The organism is bacterium SCSIO 12741 (assembly GCA_024398055.1).
GTDB lineage: Bacteria > Bacteroidota > Bacteroidia > Flavobacteriales_G > Salibacteraceae > SCSIO-12741.
The window spans coordinates 925,467-950,539 of sequence record CP073749.1; the positions used below are offsets into that span (position 1 = coordinate 925,467).

Below are 25,073 nucleotides of genomic sequence, written 5' to 3' on the forward strand. Positions count from 1 at the left end.
AGTCTTTGTTATTTCTCACCAATAATCACCCAAGCTTCGCCCAGGCCTTTTTGATATACTTTACATTCCAGGTTAAACGGTTCTTGTGCCAGAAACTTTCTCAAATTATTGGCGAATACCCGGGAGTCCATTCCCCGTTCACGACCATTTCTTTCGTAGGTCAAGGGAATACGAACCTGTTCAAATTTCATTTGATTGGCAGTAACAGTAGAAAGGTTGTAACGCTGCTTAACCGTGTTCTCAGCTACCCAGTCGTCGATAAAGATGTTGAGCTCTTCGTTCTCTCCATTGTAGTCATAGGCCTCTTCTAAATCAACCGGTGAACCATCCCAAACTTTAACCTGAAAAGTAATTTCACGTCCTTTCTCGAACATGTCTTCGAAATAAGTTTGAAGCGTATTGGAGAAATTATCCATGTTAGCCAAAACCGCTTCCTCTAACAATGTGGGAACATCAGCCGAAAATGAAGGGTTTCCGGTTCCCTGGGCTCCAGCAATTTGCTTATTGGTGTATGAATCCAAGCCCTGAAGGTTGAAGCTAATGGTCTTCTTAGGTCCAACTTCGTTAACCGTGTAAGTCAATTGAATGATGATGTCTGCCTGAGCCGTACGCTTAAGTACATCAATAGGCGATTCGCTAATCATCGAACCTTGTTTACTCATCATCACCGAAGATTCGGCAGCTTCTTGCTTAATTGACTTAAGTTCCGATTCCAGGTTTTTCAGAGGAAATCCTCTTTCGGCCATCATGGTATTGATCTTACCAATTACCAACAACAAATCAGGATCACCTTGAAGAGCGGCCGTGTAATCGGGCACTTCCATTATGGTTCCTATGTTGTCAAACTTCTGCATGTAACCCGCTTGCTTACAAAATGCATCACTGGGCACTACCATAAGGGTAGGTTTCTTTACTTGAGCTGTAACCATTCCGGCCAGCATTAAAAAACCGGCTACCAAACCGAGTCGAGCGAATAGATTGCGCTTAAAATCCATAATCCAGGGATTTAATAATTCCATCATCTTCCAATTTTTTTCTCAAGGCTGCATGATTTACTGAAACAACCATCGCCGCTTTCGTTTGTTTTCCCACCATTGTTCTTTCGGTAATTCCTCCGGTAGAATTCACATAGTTTAGATACTCTCCGCCGGGTTCGAAAAACTTCTCAAAGTAAGCCTCGTTTTGGCTTCGTTCTTCGGGCTTAACCAAAGGCTTTTTCATACAGCCTGATCCTTGAGTAATCCCTCTAAACATGACTGCTTGTACGCCATTCATTTTCGCATAAATTCCGGCATTCTTGTCCTTTTTAAAGTAGAAGTACACCTTAATTAATTGGGTACCTTCTGCTCCAGTTCCAGCACAAACGGCTTCATAATCTGTCTTTGTGGTCCCGGCAATCTTTTTCTTCTTTTTCGATTGCGCCATTCCCTCCATGCCCATAAACAGGAGTAGGGCCAACATCAAAATGGGAAAATTCCTCAGCATTTTCATTACGTATATTTATAAATCAATTCGAATTCCGGCTTCAAGGGTAAGTCCCTCACGACCTGGAAAAAAATCTGTGTACTTCCGATCCAAATAAAACTTATCCTCTCTATCCACTGCATTGAAAAAGGGGATGTAATAATCCGCCCTTCCATACACTTGAAGCGGGTAATACAAATACCTCGCCACTTGTAGGTTTACCAAAAACAAGTTCCCTCTTACTTCTAACACATTGGCGTCAAGTGAATATTGCGGAAAAGTGGAAAAGACCTGGTAATTGTAAATTCCTGCTCCCGTATTCACCCGATTTCCATCTGAATCTCTCAAAATTGTACTAAAGCCCCACTCATAGCACCAGCCGATACCCGGGGTAATGGTAAAGTTGCGACCAACTGCAAAATCCCTTGAGAATCCACCCTGCAAACGGTAAAAATTAAATGGAGCTGACCAAATTTCGTCGCTTTCGTAATCCGAAAAATCGGGATGGGTAGCCAAAAATTTGTGGAACCGATCGTAGTAATCCAAATGCGGACTGTTGTAGGTATTAAAATCCGCGGCTCCTTCAATCCACAATTTCCATCCTGGATCCATATTGGGTAATTGCGACCCAATATAATTGGAGAGATTAAAGTCAAACCCAAGCATAAAGCCTCGAATTTCGCCAAAGCCGTAACCTGCACGAATTCCAATTCCCAAAGCTTTTTTCTGTTCGATGAGCATTCCCGGTCTGATTTTTCTACCAGCTACCTGAAAAAATTGAGAGGGCTCGGTATCTCCTTCTGAAATCTTGCGGTTGTCCACCACCGAACGAACCCGAATTACCCCTTTTCTCTTGGATGCTACGGTTCCATCTTTCCCTTGGCGATCTTCCCAAACGAAGTAACGCTGTTCCACACCAAGTCCTTCTTTGCGCCCCACTTTGGCACGAATTGGGTGGGTATCTGTAATTCTGGTTTTTACCCGGAATGAAGGAATTTTACGTTCAAATCGATCGATGGCTCGATTCACTCCATCTTGCATCAACTTAACCAACATATCGTCCTTGGATCCCTGTTTCTTATTCATGAATCCATATCCCGGATTAAACTGAGTTCCCTCAACCGAAAAACTGGAACGAAAAACAAAAGTGAATGGAATATCGAAGGTATCGAGGGCCGCTTTACGGGCCTGCTTCACACTATCTGGGTCAGTAGAGTTTACCCACAATTGCGAATAGAACTCTGAGCTCAATTCGTCATTGAAATCAATCTTGTATAGGTAAACGTGAGCATTTCCTTTATAACCGTTTTTGGATCGCTCTACCGGAACAAATCGTTGATTGGTAGCCTGAGCTCTTTTACGGCGTTGAGCATCCTGCTGGTCGTAAATCTCTTTCATGGTGCGTATACCGTTGTATCGCATCACGAGTACATAACTCTTATCAATGAGGGTTAGGGCCATTTCATCCAAAAAGGACAAACCTCTTCGGGTCATCATGGCTTCCTTTACCTGCTCATCGCTCGCATTGTATTGACCACGTTGCGTTACCCGATCCATGTTCATCGAGCCATCTTCCTGCTGGTTGTACCAGATTTCAAGAATGTGTTTACCGACCTGTTCATGGCGCATTACATTGCCCAAGGAATTTTCGCGAACGCCTGCTGTTTGAGCATTGGTTCCACCGCCCGATGCACCAGGCCCAAGTGAGCGTGACTTTTCGAGCACATTATCTTCCAGGCGATTGTCGTTGAACTTATCCGTTACCCGCACCTTTTCAAATAACTTTTGCATCCGCGATTCGAAGCGATCACCGGAGGGCTGGTAGAGGTAGGTTAAAGAAAGCCTGTCATAGTTGGCGTCAACCTTTTTCGGATTGAGGGTATCTGACTGCGCAAATACGGTGAATTGAAGAAATAGGGCGACGAACGATAGGAAGGCCGAAGGAAAAAAACCGTTCATGGAGAATGAGTTTGTTCTTTTATTCAAAGCCCACCAAAATTAGTTCCAAAATTGTATTTTAGCAGGAAATCAACCAATTTTTACTATGCTAACCAAAATCTATGGGAGCGCCATCATTGGCGTGCACGCCCAAACCATTACCATCGAAGTTAATGCATTTAAAGGAGTCAAGTATTATTTAGTTGGACTTCCTGACAACGCCGTGAAAGAAAGTCAATTTCGAATTCGGTCCGCCTTGTCTCAATCGGGTTACAAAATGCCCGGCAAAAAAATCATCATCAACATGGCACCTGCCGACCTCAAAAAGGAAGGTGCTTGTTTTGATCTACCCATTGCCTTAGGCATTCTTCAAGCTTCCGGGCAGATGGATGCGGAACACCTTTCCAAGTATGTGATCATGGGAGAGCTCTCCCTGGACGGTGGCCTTCAGCCTCTAAGAGGCGCACTATCCATGGCCGTTCAAGCCCGGAAGGAAGGATTCAAAGGCATCATTCTTCCCCAAGCCAATGCTCGGGAAGCAGCCGTGGTGGAGGGGATAGATGTTTATGGTGCGGAACGACTTCAGGATGTGGTTCAATTTCTTACCACCGGTCTTGGACTGGTTCCCACAGTTTTATCCTATTCCGGGTTATCCTCCAGTAAAAACCTCTATGCCGATCTTCCTGATATGGAAGATGTTAAAGGTCAATCCACCGCGAGAAGAGGTTTAGAAATTGCGGCGGCAGGCGGCCACAACATTTTGCTTATAGGACCTCCGGGAGTAGGTAAATCGATGCTGGCCAAACGAATCCCGAGCATACTTCCTCCCCTCTCTTTGCAGGAAGCTCTCGAAACCACCCAGGTTCACTCAATCGCCGGGCAATTGGATGCCCAATCCGCTCTCATGACCCAGCGCCCCTTTCGATCTCCGCATCATACGGTTTCTCATGTGGCCTTGGCGGGAGGTGGCAGCAATCCTCTGCCTGGAGAAATTTCTTTGGCTCACAACGGGGTTCTTTTTCTGGACGAGTTACCTGAATTTCAGCGACAAGCTCTTGAAGTGCTTCGTCAGCCTCTGGAGGATCGAAAGGTATCCATTTCGAGAACCCGGCTTTCAGTAGAGTATCCTTCCTCTTTTATGCTCGTCGCCTCCATGAATCCTTCTCCGAGTGGAAACTTCTATTCACCAAATGATCCGGAATCCGATCCCTGGCATGTAGTCCGAAGGTACCTAAGCAAGGTATCCGGCCCGCTGCTCGACCGAATCGATATTCATGTAGAAGTTACTCCGGTATCTATTGATGATCTTACCAGCAAACCACTGGGTGAAAAATCGGAGAGCATCAGAGAACGCGTCATCCAAGCACGGGAGATTCAGGAAAAACGGTTCAAGCGGATCAAAAAAGTGCATTGCAATGCTCAACTCACACCGAAGATGATTCGCAAACATTGTGACATTGAGCCTACGGCTGAAAAGCTGCTCCGGAAAGCCATTGACAAGATGGATCTATCGGCACGAGCATATACCCGAATTTTAAAGGTATCGCGCACCATAGCGGACCTGAGAGGAGAAAAACTCATTCAGGAATTGCACATAGCCGAGGCCGTTCGATACCGGTGTATGGACCGCCCATATTACCGGATTTAGTGTTACCTTCCGTCCCCAGATACTCAAGATATGGTATTCCGGATTATCCTGATAAGCGTGTTTTTTCTGGGGTCGGTTCTTTCCTCCTTTGGTCAGAATGGAATTGAGGCTGGTATTCGGATCGGCAATAGTCCCGGACGCTCTCCCGGAGTTGGTATCGATGGCACCATGGGCCTTTCAGCTCACACCCGCATGCACCCTTCCTTCTATTGGCTAAATAATGGAATTGGCGTTGGACTTTACCTCGATCGACTCTTCGACTTTGGCAAACGATTCCGTTTATATCCAGGTATTGGCCCGGAATTCTACTTTGATCAGAATTTTGAAATGGGCATAGCCGCGAATATGGGATTCGAATATGCTTTTGAATTCCCGATTACTTTCGGCTTTGATTATCGACCGTCATTCACCTTTGTAAACCGTACCGATCTTTATACAGAAAATTGGGGTTTTACGCTACGCTATCGGCTGAAGGATTAGCCGTTGCTTTAGGCTCCTTGTACTTTGGATCGTAATGCACAAACATATTGATCCAAATCGATCTTGAAACCTTAAACATCAATGGAGCAATCGCAATCAAACTTCCGATTGATACAGCCAAGTACCACTCCAAATTAAACTCTGCCGATATCCAATCAGAAATGACATACATAGCCACAAAAACAGAGACCATCCAAGCTACCGCGACCCCGTAGGATACGTACATAGCTCCGTAATAAAATCCAGGCTCTCGTTCATATTTCAAGCCGCAATTCGGGCATTCCGAATGCATCTCAAAAAACTTATCCAGTTTGTATGGATTCTTGTTGGGGAATAGATCTCCCTCATGGCATTTGGGGCACTTAAGCCCGAAGATGCTGTATAATTTTGTTCCCTTACCAATCATGATGGACTAAATGGAAGACAAAGATCGCCCGTAAAAGTTGAAAAATTGGTAACCTGGGTCACATTATTGAGAATATTTTTCAGATTTTCAATCCAGTCTATCACTAATTCTCGCTTGAAAAATCAATGGCATTGAATTCATCGATGACCGTTTGAAGTTCTGCCTCCTCAAATTCCCGATTGATTTCATGAGCTCCAATACCCGTAAGCAGGGTAAAATTGATTTTGTCTGACGAATTCTTCTTGTCGGCTCGCATAATTTGAACCCAGGATTCAAAAGCAAATTTGGGTGGATTCAAGTATCCAAAATGTTCACTGATGAATTCACAAATCTCACCATACTCCTGAGCCGACAATCCACAATGCATTTGAGACAGTCCGGCTTCCAACATTATTCCAAAAGCAATGGCCTCACCATGAAGTAAAGGCTTTTCGGCAGCATGGGAAAGTGTTTCGAGGGCATGACCAAAGGTATGCCCAAAATTCAAGGCTTTTCTCGGCCCTTTTTCCAATGGGTCGGATTCAACAATGGCGGATTTAATGTCCACAGATTGCCGAATTAGAGCTTCCCAATCCTCGTTCTGGCCCCAATCTCTTGAAGTAAGGGTTTTCCAGTATTCGGCATCTGAAATCAAAGCGTGCTTTAGCATTTCTGCGTACCCGGATTTCAATTCCCTTTCAGGAAGGGTTTCCAAAAATCCCGGATAAATGAAAACGCCTTGTGGATCAGAAAACACGCCGGCTTGATTCTTAATTCCACCTACATTAATTGCCGTTTTACTACCAACAGAGGCATCTACCATGGCCAACAAAGACGTAGGGATTTGAATAAATGGAATTCCTCGCTTGTAAATGGATGCCAAAAAACCGCCTAAGTCTCCAACCATACCTCCACCTAAGTTAAGGATGAGTGTTTTACGGGTTAACCCAGATTCCAGCATAGCTTCAACCAACTGCTCAACAATGGCAAAACTCTTCGACTCTTCTCCTGGTGGAACCGTCATCGTTTCCGCGCCAATGAGATCGGGCACTCCCTCGAAATCAATTCGCATCAAGCTGGCTTCCTCGGTGTTCTCATCACACAGGATGATTTTCTGGTAACCTTCAAAATTTTCAGCCAAAAAAAGCTGTAGGGACTCAAAAGAGATATCCCCAATTACAATCGGGTAATTCATGGGCATTGACAATCGGCAGGCGTTTTTCCATGGGCAGAATGAACCCAACTACTATCTTCTTCTAGGAAAAACCTCATCTCAAGCGGTTCATTTCCTTCACGATCCACTTTCAAACTATATTCTTTGGGGATCCTTGGGTTACACTGGACGAGAAGTCGACCTCACCGTCCTTGAATAACAGATCCAAATCAGAATCAAAAACTCCCTGGCACTCCATCAAGCAATTCAAAGTAGTATCTGAACGATCAAGGGTTGTATGGATCTTTTTTAACACACGACCTTCAGGCAACCAGCTGCCATAAAATTCGCGGTCCTGACCTTTATAAAACAACATATATACGGCCATACATCCCATCAGGAATCCGATGGAATAGATTAAAACTCTTCGTGCCATAGGTTAAAACATTCCCAGTAACATCTTCAAATCACGGAAGGGCAGGTCGAAGGAATTGGCCAGAGCATTGCTGGTGAGTGTTCCCTTATAGAGATACACGCCATTTCTAACTCCTTCAAAATTTCTCAGGACATTGACCAGGCTACCCTGCTCACCAAACTTAATGAGGATAGGAGAAAAAATATTACTCAGGGCTTTACTGGCCGTTCTCGATACCCGACTTGGAATATTGGGTACACCATAATGGATCACTCCATACTTGGTGCAGATGGGGTGCTCATGAGTCGTTACTTCAGACGTTTCGAAACATCCGCCTTGATCGATAGACACATCCACGATTACCGAACCATAGCTCATGTTGTTTACCATTTCTTCGGTCACCAAACAAGGCGTGCGACCCGTATCAGAACGAACCGCTCCAATAGCCACATGGCAAGTAGATAAGGCCTGAGCCAGACTATCCGGATGCATGGTGCAAGTATTTAAGCGTACTCCAATATCATTTTGCAACCTTCTCAACTTAGCCATCGACCGATCAAACAAACGGACGGAGGCTCCAAGACCAAGGGCAGCACGTGCTGCATATTCACCTACGGTACCCGCTCCCAGGATAACTACCTCGGTTGGTGGCACACCAGTGATTCCGCCCAACATCGCCTTTTGGCTATTGGGGGCCTGGCTGAGCAACTCAGCAGCAATAAGTATGGACGTGTTTCCTGCAATTTCACCCATAGCTCTCACGATGGGATAAACGCCATCTTCATCCTGAATAAAATCCCAGGCAATAGCCGTGATTTTCTTGTCCATCAGGCGTTGCAGAGAATTCTTAGGCTGGGTGCTTAATTGAAGAGCAGAAATCAAAGTCTGCCCGGTTTGCATCAGCTCAATCTCGGCCAGGGACGGTGGAGCCACCTTCATAATGATGTTGGCCTCCTTGTAAAGCCTTCTGGAATCTTCAGCAATTTCAGCTCCAGCTTGAATAAATTCATTGTCGCTAAAATTGGATCCGTTACCGGCCTTGCTTTCCACTATAACCCGATGTCCATGAGCTACCATCAAGGCAACCGCATCCGGTGTTAAGGCAACCCTTCTCTCTTGAAAAGAAGTTTCCTTGGGAATTCCAAAAAAAATAGTGTCTTTTTGGTTTTCAATGGCCTGAAGTTGTTCCTTGGGCGAGAACGCTGCTGATTCCGATAAGCGGCGCAGTTCGTCTGAGTGCAAATTCATGACTCAAAAGTAATAAAATCAGCCCTCAGATGGAAGGGGTAGTCGATCGGCACGAATCTCACGTTGGCCTTCGGTTTCCACAATCTTCACCAAAATCATATCGGCAGGTAAATAGGCGTCCACCCGATCCGGCCATTCTACCAGGTTGTAATGACCGCTTTCGAGGTATTCTTCAAAGCCCATATCCAAGGCTTCTTCCGGATTCTCAATGCGGTAAAAATCAAAGTGATAAACCGGATCACCCGCTCCTCCCTGGTATTCATTTACCAAGGAAAAAGTAGGACTTCCCGTTTCTTCTATCACACCCAATTCCTGGCACAAGGCATTGATAAATGTGGTTTTACCAGCACCCATTTTACCAACAAAAGCAAAAACTCGATCTTCCGGAAATTCGGCTAACAAATTGCGGGCAATGGCTGGTAAATCATCCAATTGCCGTGCATACTGAATCATAGAATGTTCTTTGGCGACAAAGTTACAAAGGGAATCAGGACCTCTTCTAGAGAAATTCCTCCATGCTGAAAAGTATCCTTATAGAACTGCACAAAATGATTGTAATTGTTTGGATAGATGAAGTACTTATCTCCTTTCGAAAAGATGTATTCAGTGTTCATATTTGGAGCAGGAAGGTGAGCTTCCCGAGGATCATCTACCACAAACACATCTCTTTTTTGGTAATCCAGATTTTTCCCTTGCTTGTAGCGCAAATTGGTGTTTGTATTACGATCACCAATAACTTTAGATGGATCACTTACTCGAATGCTACCATGGTCGGTAGTTAGGTTTACTCGCACCTTTTTCTCAGCCAACTTTTGAATGATCTCGAGCAAAGGAGAATGATCGAACCAAGAACGGCTAACCGAACGGTAGGCAGACTCATCATCAGCCAACTCTTTAATGACCTCCATATCCGTTTTAGCATGAGTCATCATGTCCACGAAATTGTAGCTAATCACCAAAAGATCGTTATGCAAATGGTTGTAGAGTGTGTCCGCCAACTTTTTTCCTTCTTCGATATTGGAAACATGAATGAACTCCGACTTAACAGATTTGCCATACAGCTTCACCATTCCTTCCAAAAGTACCTGCTCTTCGGTAAAGTCATTATCGTCGGTAAACCACTGCTTGCCGTAGCGGGACTCAATTTCTGTGGGAAGTAATCCCGAGAACAGCGCATTTCTGGAAAACGAAGTAGCCGTAGGTAAAATACTGTAATACAGCTCTTCGGACTCGGAACGGTAGTAATTTGATATAATAGGTTCAATGGTTTTCCATTGATCGTATCTCATGTTGTCGATGCAAATAACCACTAGCGGATCTTCCCCGTCTTTTACCTGTGGCAAGATGCGTTTTGGGAAAAGCGTGTGCGACATAATTGGTGCCACTTCACTCCTTCCATTAATCCAATCCAGGTAGTTGTCTTCGTAAAAGCGGCAGAAGGAATTATTGGCTTCCTCTTTTTGCATGGAAAGAATATCTCCCATTCCGCTTCCTTTCGACTTATCCAGCTCCAATTCCCAGTATACCAGTTTACGGTATACCTCAGTCCATTCATCCGCATCCAATCGATCGTTGATACGCATGCTCAACTGGCGAAATTCCTGCTGGTATTCAGAAGATGTTTTCTCGCGAACCAATCTTCTCGTATCCAGGTTCTTTTTAACCGAAAGCAAAATCTGCTTGGGGTTTACCGGTTTAATCAGGTAATCCGAAATCTTGGATCCGATGGCATCCTCCATGATATGCTCTTCCTCGCTTTTGGTAATCATTACCACAGGCAAGGAGCTAAAGGTCTCCTTGATTTTCGTTAAGGTCTCTAACCCCGTCAACCCAGGCATATTTTCATCGAGAAAAACAATATCAATGGGCTGGTATTCCAGGTATTCCAAAGCATCGTCGCCACTAGTTGCGGTAAATACCCGATATCCTTTTTCCTCTAGAAATAGAATGTGCGGTTTTAGCAAATCAATTTCATCGTCGGCCCAGAGAATGTTTATTTCGTTCATGGAGTGAAAGTGTTTAATGCGAAATTAAGATACCCAAAGGGATGGAACCCTGGGTTTAAAAAATTAAAAGTTAAAAGTTATTCGATCGAGATTTCCATTTACTCGTTGAGCGTTAAGATGCCGAGTCGATAAATCCATCTATTTTTGCCCCCTGATAATTGTAAGGCTTGAACGACTCCCTTCACACCAGCAAAAGGAAACTACTGAACGATCCGGTTTACGGATTTATTACCATCCCGGATGAATTAATTTTTGACCTCATCCAACATCCCTGGTTTCAACGATTGAGGCGTATTACGCAATTGGGACTGACTAACCTGGTGTATGGTGGAGCTCAACACACCCGATTTCAGCACGCCATTGGCGCCATGCACCTGATGACCAAGGCCATCGAGGTCATTCGATCGAAGGGACACCCCATTTCAGGCGAAGAGGCCTTGGGCGTTCAAATTGCCATTCTCCTTCATGATATTGGTCACGGCCCCTATTCCCATACTTTGGAAAATAGCCTGGTTACGGAAATTAGCCATGAGCAGATTTCCTTGCTCATCATGGAGCAAATCAACCAGGAATTAGGGGGCAAACTCGACATTGCGATCAGCATTTTCAAAAATGAGTACCCGAAAAAGTATTTGAACCAATTGGTTTCCAGCCAGCTCGACATGGACCGATTGGACTACCTGCGCCGCGATAGTTTTTTTACTGGCGTATCTGAAGGAGTGATCGGGGTAGAGCGGATTATCAAAATGCTGAATGTGGTAGATGATGAGCTGCTGATCGAAGCCAAAGGAATCTACTCCATCGAAAAATTCATTGTGGCCCGTCGACTCATGTATTGGCAGGTATACTTGCACAAAACCGTGATTGCTGCTGAGCAGATGCTGGTGAATATTTTGCGCAGGGCTCGGGAATTGGCCGAAGCCGGAGAAGAACTATTTGGATCCGCTCCCTTGCGTCATTTTCTATACCATTCGTGGAAAATAGACGATTTCCGAAAGAATCCTGAAATGATAGCCACCTTCGCTCAATTGGACGACTACGACATATTCGGAGCGATTAAAGTTTGGGCTCATCATGAGGATCGCGTATTATCTCAGCTGTGTCAAAGCCTGGTGGATCGGAAGCTTTTGAAAATCAAAATGCAAAATTCTCCCTTTAGCGAGTCCGAAATCCAGGAAGCCAAAGATAAAACCCTGCAATCCAGCAATCTCAGCCCTGACGAAGTTTCCTACTTTGTGTTTTCAGACTCCATTTACAACCGGGCCTACCAAAGCGAAATGACTGGAATTAATTTGCTTTTTAAAGATGGAACCAAACAAGATATTGCTCAAGCCGCCGACTTGTTAAACATATCTGCTCTTTCGAAACCGGTGACCAAGTTTTTTCTCTGTTATCCATCAGGTCATTCGATCTAGAGAAAGTTTTGTTGAAAAGTTTGATATCACTGACCAACGGCCTCTTTTTTATTATTTATTTTTGAGCGTTTTTAAACATCAAGGACAGCACTGTATCCCGTTAGGGACGAGAAGATTTTATGGAATTTACCGCTAAGCAAGTAGCAGATCTTTTAACCGGTACAGTTGAAGGAGACCCCGAAGTCAAAATCAGCAAACTTTCAAAGATTGAAGAGGGCGAATCTGGCTCTCTGACTTTTTTGGCCAACGAGGCCTATACCGAGTACATATACGAAACCGACGCCTCTGTAGCTATTGTAGCTGAAACTTTTAGTCCGAGCCGTCCCATTAAAGAATCCCTTACTCTGGTTCGCGTAGCCGATCCACGAATGAGCTTTGCCAAGTTGTTGGAAGCTTACCAGCAATTTCGAAACAGCAAAGTAGGAATTCATCCGAGTGCCGTAGTGGCAGATAGTGCTCAAATTGGTGAGCAAGTATACATCGGGCCTGGAGTAAGCATCGGAGAACAATGTAAGGTTGGCAATGGAGTTAAACTTCATGCGAATGTTACCTTGGGAGATATGGTAAGTATCGGTGATAATACCCAGGTACTCGCCAATGCTGTAGTTCACGCCGACACCGTAGTAGGTAAGGAATGTATGATCTACAGTGGAGTTATTCTCGGTGGAGATGGCTTTGGGTTTGCCCCAAATAGTGAAAACAATTACCAAAAGGTGGTACATATTGGAAACGTGATCGTTGAAGATCATGTAGAAATTGGATCGAACACCACCATTGATAAAGGCACCTTGGGATCCACTGTGATCCGCAAAGGAGCTAAACTGGACAATCTAATTCAAGTAGGTCACAATGTGGAGGTTGGTGAAAACACCGTAATCGCTGCCCAAACTGGAATTGCAGGCTCTACGAAAATTGGCAAGAACTGCATGATTGGCGGCCAAGTTGGTATCGTCGGTCACCTGTCTATTGCTGACGGAGTTAAGATTGCTGCTCAATCTGGAATTGGCGGACCAATAAAGGAGGAAAACTCACTTTGGCAAGGTTCTCCAGCAATTAAAGTGCGTGATTTCCAGCGTTCTTACGTAATTTTTAGAAATTTGCCAGAATTGAAGTCCAGGATTGATCAATTGGAAAAAGATAGTTAAACTGAGTTTAGTAGTTATATGAGTGATAAGCAAAAGACTTTAGCTAACGAAATAACTTTATCGGGTATTGGTCTTCACACAGGGAAGCACGTGAACATCACCCTAAAGCCCGCACCGGTAGACCACTGGTATGTTTTTAAACGAGTGGACCTTGACGGCGGGCCCACCATCAAGGCTGATGTAGACAATGTATTTGCTACTCAGCGTGGAACTTCTATGCGTCAAAATGGCGCCGAAGTGCATACGACTGAGCACTTGTTGGCTGCTTTGAGAGGCCTCGGTGTAGACAATGCTTTGATCGAACTTGATGGCCCTGAAATTCCGATTCTGGACGGTAGCTCACGCTACTTTGTTCAAGCCATTCGTAAAGCAGGCATCGTGGATCAGGACAAAGACAGAAACTACTTTGTTCTCAAAGAAAACCTGGCTTACGAAGACACCGAGAAAGGCATCGAAATGTTGGCCGTACCTACTGACGGTGGAGAATTCAGATTGACCGTAATGGTTGACTACAACTCTCCTCTACTGGGAACTCAGCACGCTCACATGTACACCATGGATGAGTTTGAAGAGGAGATTGCCAACTGCCGCACCTTTGTATTCCTCCGTGAATTAATGAATCTGGTAAACGCCGGACTGATTAAAGGTGGTGATGCAGACAACGCCATCGTTATGGTGGATACCCAACTCGAAGAAGAAGAAAAAGATCGCCTGGCTGCAGCCTTTAACCGAGACAAATCGGAATTGGCTAAAGTGGGCATTGGAATACTCAACAACCTGGAACTGCAATTTGAAAATGAGCCAGCTCGTCACAAATTGCTTGATATCGTTGGAGACCTCGCTTTGGTAGGTCGCCCGATTCGTGGTCACATTTTGGCTGCTCGCCCAGGTCACTACGGAAACGTAGAGTTTGGAAAACTGATCAAAGGCTTGATCCGCAAAGAGGAGAAACGTCCTCCTCAATACGATCCAAACAAACCTGCAGTAGCAGACATTCACGAGATCACCCGACTTCTTCCCCACCGCTACCCTTTCCTATTGGTTGACAAGATTATTGAGTTGACCGAGAATAGTGTAGTTGGAGTGAAGAACGTAACGCGTAATGAAGAATTCTTTAATGGTCACTTCCCTGGAGAGCCCGTAATGCCAGGTGTATTGATCATTGAAGCGATGGCACAAACCGGAGGGATTTTATTCCTTCACGCCGTGGACGATCCTTCAGAGTACGCCACTTATTTTATGAAAATTGACAAGGTGAAGTTTAAGCAGAAAGTCGTACCCGGCGACACCCTGATTATGGAGCTTAAACTGATCCAGCCTATACGGCGCGGAATTTGTGTTGTAGAAGCCAAGGCCTACGTCGGTGACAAATTGGTTACCGAAGGAGAATTAATGGCCCAGGTAGCAAAAGTTCGCTAATCCATGATTCACAAGTTTTCTGACGTACACCCAGATGCCAAGATCGGCAAGAATGTAAAGATTGGACCCTTTACCCACATCGCTGCAGATGTGGAAATTGGTGACAATACGGAAATTATGTCCAACGTCAATATTCTTGACGGGGCTCGTATTGGAAGTCACTGTACCATTTATCCAACAGCCGTTATTTCTGCTGTATCGCAAGACCTCAAATACCAAGGTGAGTACACCACCGTAGAAATTGGTGATCATACCACCATTCGCGAAGGGGTAACCATTCACCGAGGCACCGCCGATCGATGGAAAACAGTAGTTGGTAGCCATACCTTATTAATGTCTTACGTACACATTGCGCACGACTGCGTGGTGGGTGATCACTGTATTATTGCTGGGTACTCCGGACTTTCCGGGCACACGGTGGTGGAAGACTACGCCATTCTGGAAGGAAAGGTAGGCACCGGTCAGTTCATCCGAATTGGAGCTCACTCCTTTATCGCAGGTGGTTCTTTGGTACGGAAAAACATTCCTCCTTTTGTAAAAGCCGCTCGTGAGCCTATTTCCTACATCGGAATCAACTCTGTAGGATTGAAGCGTAGAGGCTACGATGAGGAAACGATTCGCACCATCGAGAAGATTTATAAGATTCTGTACATCCAGAATAAAAACATGACCAAAGCCATCCAGATTATCCGTGAAACGGTTCCCGATTGTATGGAGAAAGAAATGATCCTAAAATTCATCGCTGAATCGCCCAACGGAATTATGAAAGGGGTTTAGGATGATAAAAATCGGGTTAAGCGATGTAGGAAAACGGTTTAACTACGATTGGATATTCCGTCATCTTAGTACCACGATCGAATCTGGACACCATTACCTAATTCAAGGAAACAATGGCTCTGGAAAATCTACCCTACTCAAAGTTATTTCTGGCGTGGTAAGCCCTAATGAGGGCAAAATCTCGTATGAAATAGATGGGCAAGCCATTGAGGTGGATCAGATTTATCGACACCTGAATATTTGTACACCTTACTTACAACTTATCGAAGAGTTTACCCTGGATGAGATGCTTCAATTCCACCAATCGGTAAAACCTTTGAAGCGCCACTTTAGTGGTAAAGAAATGTCGGAGTTTACGGAAATTCATTACCAACATGACAAGGCCCTACACCTGTTCTCTTCGGGAATGAAGCAACGAATAAAACTTGCCCTGGCTTTGCTCAGCGACAGTCCGCTTCTCTTATTGGATGAACCTCTATCTAACCTCGACGCTAACGGAATTGCCTGGTATAAAAGAACCATTCGTGAGCACCAGGAAAACCGAGTCATTTGTGTGTGCTCCAATCAGGTAGAGGACGAATACTTCTTCTGCGACAAGAACATCGATCTGGCAGCGTACAAGAATTAATTCTCCAGAATCCAATTCTAAAATCTACCCCTTAAAAGGGATCCCATATAGATCGGATTGAAAATTGAAAATTATCCCCTAATTTCGCAGCAAATACATTGATAATACTATTATGGCATCAACTTCAGATATAAAGAACGGATTGTGTATCAACTTCAACAATGACCTATACCAAATCATTGAGTTTTTGCACGTAAAACCAGGTAAAGGTCCAGCTTTCGTTCGGACAAAAATTAAGAGCCTGACTTCCGGTAAAGTATTGGATCACACCTTCCCTTCAGGACATAAAATTGACGTTGTTCGTATTGAGAACCGCAATTATCAGTACCTATACAACGATGGTGAGCAATACCACTTTATGCACACCGATACCTATGAGCAAATTTTCTTGGACGAGAAGCTGATCAATGCTCCTGGATTCCTTAAGGAAGGAGACATTGTAAATGTTCTTTTTCACGCTGATGAAGAAGCTGCGCTGTCTGCAGAATTACCGGCTTATGTGGTGATGGAAATTACTTACACCGAGCCTGGCGTAAAAGGAGATACAGCTACTAACACACTTAAGCCAGCTACTGTAGAAACAGGTGCTGAAGTACGTGTACCGTTGTTTATCAATACCGGAGATAAAGTAAAAATTAACACGAAGGACGGAACCTATTCAGAAAGGGTGAAATCCTAATCCATGAAGTTTCCAAGCCCCCAAACGCTCACCACTGTAGCCGACCTCATTGGTTGCAGTAAGGTAGGTCCGGATGATTTCCCGATTCTGGGATTGAATGAAATTCACGTTGTAGAACCTGGTGATATCGTTTTTGTAGATCACCCCAAGTACTATGACAAGGCCTTGAATTCTGCAGCTACCATTGTCTTGATCAACAAGGAAGTGGAATGCCCGGAAGGCAAGGCACTGCTAATTAGCGAAGATCCTTTTGAAGATTTTCTGAAGCTGATCGAACACTTCCGTCCTTTTGAAAAAGCGACAGAAGCGATTAGCAACTCCAGCACCATTGGAGAAGGAACGCACATTCAACCCGGAGCCTTTATCGGAAATCACGTTACGATTGGCAAAGACTGCGTGATTCACGCCAATGCCGTGATCAATGATTACTCAGTAATCGGAGATCGGGTAATTATTCATGCCAATACCGTATTGGGAGCCGATGCCTTTTATTACCAAAAGAGAAACGGTGCTTACAAGCAGTTCACCTCTGGCGGGCGTGTGGTTATCGAGGATGACGTTCATATTGGTGCCAATTGCACCATTGATCGTGGTGTAACGGGAGATACAACAATTGGTGCTGGAAGCAAATTGGACAATCTGGTCCATATAGGTCACGATACCGTGTTGGGTAAAAATTGTTTATTGGCTTCCCAGGTGGGAATTGCAGGCTGCGTGGTGGTCAAAGACAATGTTACTCTATGGGGACAGGTAGGCGTGATTAGTGATATTGAAATTGGCGAAAATGCAGTTGTTTACGCGCAGTCGGGAATCGCAAAAAGCGTTCCTGCCAATGAGACTCAATTTGGGTCTCCAGCAGGCCCCATGCGCGAAAAATTCAGGGAAGTGGCGGCTATTCGATCGTTAACCAAGAACCATGGCCATTAACCCTACGCAAAGAGAAAAATTAGCTGAAGCAAAATTCCAATTCCGCCGTATTCTCCAAATCACCACGGCGATTAACAACAACGAGTCAGGAGAGGCCCTATATGCCATATTTGAAGAAATATTGGCTCAGGATCTTCATTTACCTCATCTCCTCTTCTACACTTGTGAAAACAAACAATGGGGCAAGGTAATTCACATTGGCTTTCCCAATTGGACCAATCAAATTCCGGAAAAGGAACTCCATCGTTTTCATGAAATCACCTCCTTAGGTGTAGCTGACAATGAACTATTTCCTGACGTGGAGATGGTCATTCCAGTTTACCACAAAGAACGGGTTCTTGGAGTGGTCTTGCTAAAAGATCAGGAAGATGAAGTGAACCGGGTAAGCCCGCTCATCAAAAACCTGAACTACATTCAAAGCTTGGCCAACATCATTATGGTGGCTATTGAAAATAAGAGGATGGCCAAGGAAGCCCTGAATCAGGAACGCATCCGAAATGAGATGAAACTCGCTGGCCAGATTCAGAAGGGCTTATTGCCTCAAAACCTGCCCTACGACGATCGCATTCAAGCAGCTGCCTTCCACCAATCTCATGACCGCGTGGGTGGCGACTACTACGATATGTTGGAAATACGTCCAGGAGAATATGTCTTTTGTATGGCCGATATTTCTGGGAAAGGAGTATCGGCGGCCCTTATAATGAGCAATTTCCAAGCTTCTTTTCGCTCCCTTATCCGAATGGGATTCCCACTGCCAATTGCCCTGCAGGAACTAAATCGGGTAATTGTAGAAAACACAAAAGGAACCAATTTTCTTACGCTCTTTATAGGCCACTACAATTCCACTACCCGAGAACTTAGTTACATCAATTGCGCTCATCCAGATGCCCTTTTGATTGAAGAGGGAATCATCACTCCTTTAAAATCGACCCTACCAGGTATTGGCATGCTCGACAAACTTCCCGACCACGATGTGGCTACCTTGGAAGTGATTCCAGGCGCCTATTTGGTTTGCTCAACCGATGGTGTAACGGAAGCCGAAAACCTCGAAGGAGAAATGTTTCAAAGCGAAGGCCTAATGGAACTTCTCAATGGTTTTGATGATGCGCCGCCAGAGGAGATCAATAAAAAGATTGTTACGCGAATTGAGGATTGGTTGGGAGATCAACCACACGCCGATGATCTGGCTATTCTGAGTGTTCGGTTTTGCTGATCTTCTTCTGATACAAATCCAAACTTACCACCAAAGCAGCACTTGCCCAGAAGGGAACGGAAGCCTTATCCGTATCTAAGAAGTTGTTGAGCACTCCGTGTATGAGGTAGGTTGTTTGCCCAAGAATGGCACCCATGAGCAGGTATTTGAGTCGTGTGTCCTCCAGCACGTAATAAAGAGGTATGGCCTTGTAATAGAAGAAAAAGACAATCACGATAAAAGTCACCAATCCCAGTACTCCCGTTTCTGCCAGAGGCCCGAAATACTCGCTGTGGGCATTTCCTCCATCTCCAAAGTTGGTGGAGATGATGGTTAATTGACTCGAATGCTGATAAGGAGCATACAAAAAGGAATAAGTTCCTGGACCATGACCAAACACAGGCCGTTCTTCAAACATCCTAAACGCCGCGCTCCAACGATTGATACGCTCGAGGTTCGACGCATCCGTTGCCACGTTAGAAATCGATTCTACGTGCTCAGATAGGTCACTGGAAGAATCCTGCCTGTTCTTCTCCAATTTCATGAAGATTTGATCCTGCAAATTGACGAAGACAAACAGGGCAAAACCGGCCAATACAATCAAGTATTTTAAATGGACCCTCAAGTAAATCACCAACCAAACCAAAAAGGCTCCTAAAAGACTTACCCATGCAGCCCGGGTATAGGAGAAAATAACCCCTACGGTGAATACGATAAGGATGAGAAAAACCTGAATCTTTGAGGTAATTCTCAGCTTAGGCAAGGCCAGGTAGCACACCATCATGGGCATGAAATAGGCGATCATCGCACCATAGGAAGTATGATCTTTAAAAAAGGGTTGCATGACCCAGTGGGCGGGCTTTTCTTCAAAGCCTCGAATGGCGTGATTATAAACCGTGTAAATGATAACGGCAGCCATGGGAATGATGTACAACCAGAAAAGACGGTCTATGTTTTTGGTGTTTTTGAACAGAAGGACCGCCATGAAAAAGAAGGGCACAACAAACCAAAGTCTGGAAATCAAAAACTTCAACGAAACCAAAGGAAGTTGACTCGGAAATATGGTAAGAAAGATCCAAAGTAAGTTAGCCAACACGGCCAAGGTTAGCGGATAGGACAAAATCCTTCGATCGTAGTCACCATCAAAAAACAATTTGACCCCATACACGATCATAGCCCCAAACATGAGTGGCTCGGTAGGAAGGTAGACTCCTAATCCAAATTCAAGCTTCTCCAGGTTTTGGGATAAGGGCACGAAGAATACGATGGCCAAAAGCAACCAATCCATCTTGAATAACGCTACCCCAACAATGCCAACAAAAACGGGCAAGGCCCACAGCCAATAGAACTCAGCATAGGTAGCCAGTCCTGCTGCAATAAGGTAAGTCCCCAATAGGGCATAAAACACCCATTGACTTGACTTGGAAGCTATAGAAGGATTGGAGTCCAAAGTGACTTACAGCATTCCTTTGCGCTGCATGCGTTTGTAGTTCTCAATTCCGATGATGACCAAAACGGCCAGAATAAAGGTGGAAAGGGTTGAAATAACCACAATCAACCAGCGGATAGGATAGGCCTTTTTCTCAGCTGGCCAAGCCTTGTTTACGGTAAACTTGTGCGTTACCGATTGAGATGCATCTACTTTCAATTCCTCGTACTTAGAGCGAAGAAGGATCATACGTTCCAGCTCAAATTCACGCTGATCGGACAGACGTTCGTGCTGGGCTCCGTATTTACCCAAAACATCCAATTGAGCTTTCAATTTCTTAACTGCCTCAGATTTACCTTGAGCCAAAGCCTTGTAGTACTCCTGCCCCAGCATCTCAGTTTGTTTTTCCACGTTGTAGATTCCAAGTTCACCCAAGTAGCTCAAGGTATCGTCCATACGTTGCATCTGGGCTTCCATTTGCTTGTACTCTTTCTTAATTACCTCAAAGGCCTGAATGGCACGGTCGTGGATCATCCGGTTTTTGGTGGAGTCCAAGAGGGACGCAATGTCGTTGGCAATACCAGCAGCGATTTTTGGATCCTTGTCCAATACCCGAATTTCGATGGACTGGAATTCTGTTCTTTTATAAGAAACGTTACTCTCCCAGGTTTTAATCAATTTGGTTTGAGGATAGCTGTCGTCCGCATCAATTTCATAGTGCTCAAACAAGTTGTACTTGGCTACAATTTTGTCCCGGATTTCTTCGGAATTCAAAATTTGAAGCATTTGTTCGGCTTGTTCTTCTTCCCCAAATTGTACGATATCGTTTTTTGCCCCGGCATCTTCCGTCATTACCCCTTTGGAAATCGAACTGGTGTAAGCGGGGAAGAAAACATACGTGGATTCGTACTTCTCTTCGATTAGAAGCGATACAATGGCCGACCCTATGGCCGCTATCGCAGTGATAATAATGAGCGGTTTCTTCCACTGCAGCAAAAACACCAATAAGTTGGTTGAATCAAAATCTGCTGACTTTCTTTCTTCAGAATTCATCAATCTGTATCGCTTAAATTTCGCCAAAAGTAAGCGAAATTGAATTAGTTTAGCTGTCCATGAAAATCGCGGTTAATACCCGTCTTTTGCTTCCGAATAAACTTGACGGAATCGGGTGGTTCACCTACGAGACCCTGAAACGTATCACGCAACAACGTCCGGAGGTTGAATTTATTTTTCTATTCGACCGTCGATATCATCCTCCCTATTTATTCAGCGAAAATGTGCGTGGCGTTTGGGCGGGTCCGCCAAGTCGCCATCCTTTTTTATGGTATATCTGGTTTGGCAACACGGTTCCACGCCTGCTCAATCACCTTAAACCGGATTTATTTTTATCTCCGGATGGTTACCTGCCGCATTTCACTCACGTGCCTTGCGTACCCGTAATTCATGACCTCAACTTTGAACATCACCCGGAGGACTTACCCTTTTGGTACAGGCATTACTACCGGCATTTCTTTCCCAAGTATGCCAAAAAAGCCACCCGAATTGCCACCGTTAGCGAGTATTCGAAAAAAGACATCAGCGAACGTTATGGAATTTCTTCGGAATTAATCGATGTGGTTTATAATGGGATTTCGGAAGATTACCATCCTATTGATTCGGCAGAAAAGGAAAAGGCCCGTCAAAAATACGCCGGAGGGAAACCCTACTTCTTGTTTATCGGAAGCCTACATCCAAGAAAAAATATTGCACGACTCATTCGGGCTTTTGATGACTTCAAGAAAACTCAGGGATCAGAAGAAATCCAGTTGGTGTTGGCGGGAAGAAAGAAATGGTGGGATCAAGATATGGAATCTGCCTTTCAGAGCTCACCGTATAAAAGTGAAATTCATTTTGTTCCTGGCTTTGAACAGAGCGAGGCCAATACTCTTGTTGGAGGAGCTGAATTGATGGTGTATCCATCCACCTTTGAAGGATTTGGAGTACCTCCTTTGGAGGCCATGAAAGCTGGGGTACCCGTGGTGGTTTCCAACCTTACCAGCATGCCGGAAATCTGTGGCGAGGCAGGATTCGGGATTGATCCTTTTAACGCAGATTCGATTACCCGCGGACTACACGAAGTATGGAATAATTCGGATCTTAGAAACAACCTCATTGCACGAGGTTTAAATCGGTCTAAAGAGTTTACCTGGCAAAGATCCGCCGACCTATTATGGGCCTCCGTTGAGAAGGCGCTTTCTTAGTCTTTAGGCCAATCTGTTTTTATCAATCTCTTCTTGGATCAAACCGTGATAACCTTTTCGAAGCTTATCAATCATGGCATGACTGCCCGTTCCGATATCCCGACCGTCGATTCGATTGACTGGTGTAAGTCCGCCAAAAGTTCCGGTTACAAATGCTTCATCAGCCGAGTACACATCCGTCAGGCTAAAGTCCTTTTGGTGACATGCTACCCCCAATCGGCTGCAAGCTTCGATGACTTTGGCTCGGGTAATTCCATTCATGCAGTAAGCTCCGGTTGAGGTCCACACCTCTCCCCTTTTGACTACAAAAAAGTTGGTGGCATTGCAAGTGGACACAAAACCATTAACATCGAGCATTAGTGCTTCGTCGGCTCCCGCTTCTATGGCTTGCACCAAGGCCTGAACCTCGTGTAATTTGCTATGACAATTGAGTTTAGGATCCAGGTAGTCGGCAGATCCGCGACGGATAGTGCTGGTGAATAAGGTAATTCCCTCATCGCGACTTTTGGGTGAGGCTACTTTGTACTCCGGAATGATTACGACATTGGGACCCGAAATGGTAAGCCTTGGGTCTTGAGAGGGTGTCTTTTTAATTCCACGGGTCACCATGATTCGAACATGGACGTTGTCTGTCATTTGGTTTGCCTTGAGCGTAGCCCCTATTTGGTTTGTCAACTCCTCTCGGCTAAAAGGAAGCTTCATCCCGATAGCCGCTGCACCTTCCCATAACCGATCCAGGTGGAGGTCCAGAAATACCAAAACTCCCTGGTGAAGTCGTAAGGCTTCCCAAACGCCGTCGCCCACCAGGTAACCGCTGTCAAAAACCGAGATTCGGGCTTCATTTCGGTTGAACAATTCTCCATTTATCGAAATTTGAATCGATTCGTTGCGTGGATCATCCAGTGCGTTGTGGGTTCCGTGGACCATGGTAAAAAGCTTTTGAGGGAATCGAAAATACACCTTTTGGGATTTCAATTCCGGACAACTCTTTCGGATTTGCAACTGCCTCATGACCGTAGGGAATAATCCGAAAGCAAGAGCTCAGGATTTGTAATCCTGAAAAAGTCCTATAGCTGTTCAATTTACCAATCCTCTTTGCCCACTCACATTTCGAGCAGAGCTATAGATGTATTCCTCTTCATTTTCTACCCACTCTGCCTTAACCGGATTTTGGTGAATGTAATTCACTTTCTGGTCCAATATTTCTACTGAATCCATCTCCTTGGCTTCGTTTCCAGGAGCCCATATTTTGAAATATCGAATTTTCGAATCAAATCTTCCGGCAAATTCGAATCGATCCAAGAGCCAAGTCTTTCGACTCTCTTGAGGATTTTGAATAATTTCTGCCGATATTTTCTTGGAGGTATACTTCTTGAAATCTCGTAAAATGGAGCTCAAATCCTGTTTATCGGATGAAGCAATTAAGTGAAGATGATTCGACATAAGAACCCAGGAATAAACCTTCAAGCCTTTGTGGCTAATGCAATAGTTTAATGAATCAACAATAATATGACGGTATACAGGTCTCGTAAAAAGGTCTACCCAGTCGACGACAGTGAGCGTAAGAAAATAGACGAGACCAGGGTAAATTTTGTTTTTCTGGCCCATGGTTTAATTTGGTTGGTTAATGAATCAAAGATAGGCAAGGCTAAATCGACATCCAAAAAGAAGTAACTCATCTGGATTTGCAATCTATATGTAGGAGCAGCGGATTTTAAATCCGCAACTCTTCCTTTCGGATTGCAAATCCGAAAGAGATTGAATCAACAATGATATGGCGGTATACAGGTCTCGTAAAAAGGTCTACCCAGTCGACGACAGTGAGCGTAAGAAAATAGACGAGACCAGGGTAAATTTTGTTTTTCTGGCTCATGGTTTAATTTGATTGGTTAATAGATCACAAGATAGGTAAGGCTAAATCGTCATCCAAATTGAAGTAACTCATCTGGATTTGCAATCCAGATGTGGGAGCCGCGGATTTTAAATCCGCAACTCTTCCTTTCGGATCCCCGATGGTTATCGGGGCCGAAAGAGTTATGTTTGAAACATCATGACCATCGTCCTCACCATTCATATTCTCCTGACCCTTTTCATGACGGGCCTCTGTTGGTTTGTTCAAATCGTACACTATCCCTTGTTCTTGCAAATCAGGCAAGAAGATTTTGCTGAATACGAACAGCGCAATTTTGCCACAGGCTACATCACGGTGCCCGTTATGATTGTAGAATGGATCACTGGATTTTGGATGCTTTGGGAAACACCCGATGTTTGGTGGATGATTAATGGAGCCCTTATGATCGCCATCGGCCTTAGTACCTTTCTGTTTCAGGTTCCCACTCACCTTCGCTTGGCAGCCTCTCCTAACCCTCAACTCATCCGGTTTTTGATTCGAACCAATTGGATTCGAACTGCAAGCTGGACTTTGCGTTCTATTCTATTGGCTATCTGGCTCATTCACAGTCTGGGATAGGCACAACAGCCTTGT

General features: G+C 44.6%; 25 protein-coding genes. 12 read left to right on the forward strand and 13 right to left on the reverse strand.

Going from position 1 to position 25,073, the window contains the following annotated elements; translation table 11 throughout:
• Positions 1 to 8: 8 nt before the first annotated feature.
• The 3 genes from KFE98_03955 to KFE98_03965 are packed head-to-tail and all read right to left on the reverse strand — an operon-like array spanning position 9 to position 3,423.
• Positions 9 to 941: a hypothetical protein gene (locus KFE98_03955; GenBank protein UTW64634.1), complete on the reverse strand. Its 933-nt coding sequence runs from the start codon at positions 939 to 941 to the stop codon at positions 9 to 11.
• Positions 942 to 984: 43 nt separating this feature from the next.
• The gene (locus KFE98_03960; GenBank protein ID UTW63322.1) at positions 985 to 1,491 is read right to left on the reverse strand and encodes a hypothetical protein; all 507 of its coding nucleotides are present in this window, start codon (positions 1,489 to 1,491) and stop codon (positions 985 to 987) included.
• 9 nt (positions 1,492 to 1,500) lie between these two features.
• Positions 1,501 to 3,423 carry a hypothetical protein gene (locus KFE98_03965; GenBank protein ID UTW63323.1) on the reverse strand — a complete coding sequence of 641 codons (1,923 nt, stop codon included), beginning with the start codon at positions 3,421 to 3,423 and terminating at the stop codon, positions 1,501 to 1,503.
• Between the two features lie 85 nt (positions 3,424 to 3,508).
• On the opposite strand from KFE98_03965, the gene KFE98_03970 reads away from it, so the two are divergent.
• Both KFE98_03970 and KFE98_03975 read left to right on the forward strand, forming a co-directional pair.
• The gene (locus KFE98_03970; GenBank protein UTW63324.1) at positions 3,509 to 5,050 is read left to right on the forward strand and encodes a YifB family Mg chelatase-like AAA ATPase; all 1,542 of its coding nucleotides are present in this window, start codon (positions 3,509 to 3,511) and stop codon (positions 5,048 to 5,050) included.
• Between the two features lie 30 nt (positions 5,051 to 5,080).
• Positions 5,081 to 5,530 (forward strand): hypothetical protein, encoded by a 450-nt coding sequence (locus KFE98_03975; protein ID UTW63325.1) that lies wholly within the window; start codon positions 5,081 to 5,083, stop codon positions 5,528 to 5,530.
• On the opposite strand, the gene KFE98_03980 is transcribed toward KFE98_03975, so the two are convergent.
• The 6 genes from KFE98_03980 to KFE98_04005 all read right to left on the reverse strand — a co-directional run bounded on the left by KFE98_03980 (position 5,502) and on the right by KFE98_04005 (position 10,737).
• Positions 5,502 to 5,936, reverse strand: coding sequence for a DUF983 domain-containing protein (locus KFE98_03980; GenBank protein UTW63326.1), 435 nt, complete (start codon positions 5,934 to 5,936; stop codon positions 5,502 to 5,504). The genes KFE98_03975 and KFE98_03980 overlap by 29 nt on opposite strands.
• Positions 5,937 to 6,039: 103 nt before the next feature.
• On the reverse strand, positions 6,040 to 7,110 hold the full coding sequence (gene aroB / locus KFE98_03985) for a 3-dehydroquinate synthase (protein ID UTW63327.1): 1,071 nt from the start codon (positions 7,108 to 7,110) through the stop codon (positions 6,040 to 6,042).
• A 109-nt stretch (positions 7,111 to 7,219) separates the two neighbouring features.
• A complete protein-coding gene (locus KFE98_03990) occupies positions 7,220 to 7,504 on the reverse strand; it encodes a hypothetical protein (protein ID UTW63328.1) in 285 nt (94 codons plus the stop codon).
• 3 nt (positions 7,505 to 7,507) lie between these two features.
• Entirely contained in the window at positions 7,508 to 8,731 is a 1,224-nt protein-coding gene (locus KFE98_03995) for an alanine dehydrogenase (GenBank protein UTW63329.1), read from the reverse strand.
• Between the two features lie 18 nt (positions 8,732 to 8,749).
• Entirely contained in the window at positions 8,750 to 9,184 is a 435-nt protein-coding gene (tsaE, locus tag KFE98_04000; protein ID UTW63330.1) for a tRNA (adenosine(37)-N6)-threonylcarbamoyltransferase complex ATPase subunit type 1 TsaE, read from the reverse strand.
• Positions 9,181 to 10,737 (reverse strand): PglZ domain-containing protein, encoded by a 1,557-nt coding sequence (locus KFE98_04005; protein UTW63331.1) that lies wholly within the window; start codon positions 10,735 to 10,737, stop codon positions 9,181 to 9,183. Before KFE98_04005 ends, tsaE begins: the two co-directional genes overlap by 4 nt.
• Before the next feature lie 167 nt (positions 10,738 to 10,904).
• Between KFE98_04005 and KFE98_04010 the strand changes: the two genes are divergently transcribed.
• The 8 genes from KFE98_04010 (at position 10,905) to KFE98_04045 (ending at position 18,940) form a co-directional block, all read left to right on the forward strand.
• Complete coding sequence (locus KFE98_04010; GenBank protein UTW63332.1) at positions 10,905 to 12,152, forward strand: HD domain-containing protein; 1,248 nt, start codon at positions 10,905 to 10,907, stop codon at positions 12,150 to 12,152.
• A gap of 119 nt (positions 12,153 to 12,271) precedes the next feature.
• On the forward strand, positions 12,272 to 13,297 hold the full coding sequence (gene lpxD / locus KFE98_04015) for a UDP-3-O-(3-hydroxymyristoyl)glucosamine N-acyltransferase (protein UTW63333.1): 1,026 nt from the start codon (positions 12,272 to 12,274) through the stop codon (positions 13,295 to 13,297).
• Positions 13,298 to 13,315: 18 nt separating this feature from the next.
• Positions 13,316 to 14,716, forward strand: coding sequence for a bifunctional UDP-3-O-[3-hydroxymyristoyl] N-acetylglucosamine deacetylase/3-hydroxyacyl-ACP dehydratase (locus KFE98_04020; protein ID UTW63334.1), 1,401 nt, complete (start codon positions 13,316 to 13,318; stop codon positions 14,714 to 14,716).
• Positions 14,717 to 14,719: 3 nt separating this feature from the next.
• Positions 14,720 to 15,493: an acyl-ACP--UDP-N-acetylglucosamine O-acyltransferase gene (gene lpxA, locus KFE98_04025; GenBank protein ID UTW63335.1), complete on the forward strand. Its 774-nt coding sequence runs from the start codon at positions 14,720 to 14,722 to the stop codon at positions 15,491 to 15,493.
• Position 15,494: 1 nt separating this feature from the next.
• Positions 15,495 to 16,121, forward strand: a complete 627-nt coding sequence (locus KFE98_04030) for an ATP-binding cassette domain-containing protein (protein UTW63336.1) — start codon at positions 15,495 to 15,497, stop codon at positions 16,119 to 16,121.
• Positions 16,122 to 16,233: 112 nt separating this feature from the next.
• The gene (gene efp, locus KFE98_04035) at positions 16,234 to 16,800 is read left to right on the forward strand and encodes an elongation factor P (GenBank protein ID UTW63337.1); all 567 of its coding nucleotides are present in this window, start codon (positions 16,234 to 16,236) and stop codon (positions 16,798 to 16,800) included.
• A gap of 3 nt (positions 16,801 to 16,803) precedes the next feature.
• Positions 16,804 to 17,727 carry a UDP-3-O-(3-hydroxymyristoyl)glucosamine N-acyltransferase gene (locus tag KFE98_04040; GenBank protein ID UTW63338.1) on the forward strand — a complete coding sequence of 308 codons (924 nt, stop codon included), beginning with the start codon at positions 16,804 to 16,806 and terminating at the stop codon, positions 17,725 to 17,727.
• Entirely contained in the window at positions 17,717 to 18,940 is a 1,224-nt protein-coding gene (locus KFE98_04045; GenBank protein ID UTW63339.1) for a PP2C family protein-serine/threonine phosphatase, read from the forward strand. The genes KFE98_04040 and KFE98_04045 overlap by 11 nt, the downstream gene beginning before the upstream one ends.
• Here the strand turns inward: KFE98_04045 and KFE98_04050 are convergent.
• Together KFE98_04050 and KFE98_04055 are read right to left on the reverse strand one after the other, a co-directional pair.
• Positions 18,915 to 20,327 carry an O-antigen ligase family protein gene (locus KFE98_04050; GenBank protein ID UTW63340.1) on the reverse strand — a complete coding sequence of 471 codons (1,413 nt, stop codon included), beginning with the start codon at positions 20,325 to 20,327 and terminating at the stop codon, positions 18,915 to 18,917. The two genes, KFE98_04045 and KFE98_04050, sit on opposite strands and share 26 nt — an antisense overlap.
• Positions 20,328 to 20,375: 48 nt before the next feature.
• Positions 20,376 to 21,401, reverse strand: a complete 1,026-nt coding sequence (locus KFE98_04055; protein UTW63341.1) for a hypothetical protein — start codon at positions 21,399 to 21,401, stop codon at positions 20,376 to 20,378.
• A 59-nt stretch (positions 21,402 to 21,460) separates the two neighbouring features.
• Between KFE98_04055 and KFE98_04060 the strand changes: the two genes are divergently transcribed.
• On the forward strand, positions 21,461 to 22,588 hold the full coding sequence (locus tag KFE98_04060; GenBank protein ID UTW63342.1) for a glycosyltransferase family 4 protein: 1,128 nt from the start codon (positions 21,461 to 21,463) through the stop codon (positions 22,586 to 22,588).
• A gap of 3 nt (positions 22,589 to 22,591) precedes the next feature.
• On the opposite strand, the gene KFE98_04065 is transcribed toward KFE98_04060, so the two are convergent.
• Both KFE98_04065 and KFE98_04070 read right to left on the reverse strand, forming a co-directional pair.
• The gene (locus KFE98_04065) at positions 22,592 to 23,515 is read right to left on the reverse strand and encodes an aminotransferase class IV (protein ID UTW64635.1); all 924 of its coding nucleotides are present in this window, start codon (positions 23,513 to 23,515) and stop codon (positions 22,592 to 22,594) included.
• A 150-nt stretch (positions 23,516 to 23,665) separates the two neighbouring features.
• On the reverse strand, positions 23,666 to 24,196 hold the full coding sequence (locus tag KFE98_04070) for a transposase (protein UTW63343.1): 531 nt from the start codon (positions 24,194 to 24,196) through the stop codon (positions 23,666 to 23,668).
• 442 nt (positions 24,197 to 24,638) lie between these two features.
• On the opposite strand from KFE98_04070, the gene KFE98_04075 reads away from it, so the two are divergent.
• Positions 24,639 to 25,058: a hypothetical protein gene (locus tag KFE98_04075; GenBank protein UTW63344.1), complete on the forward strand. Its 420-nt coding sequence runs from the start codon at positions 24,639 to 24,641 to the stop codon at positions 25,056 to 25,058.
• Positions 25,059 to 25,073 lie beyond the last annotated feature (15 nt).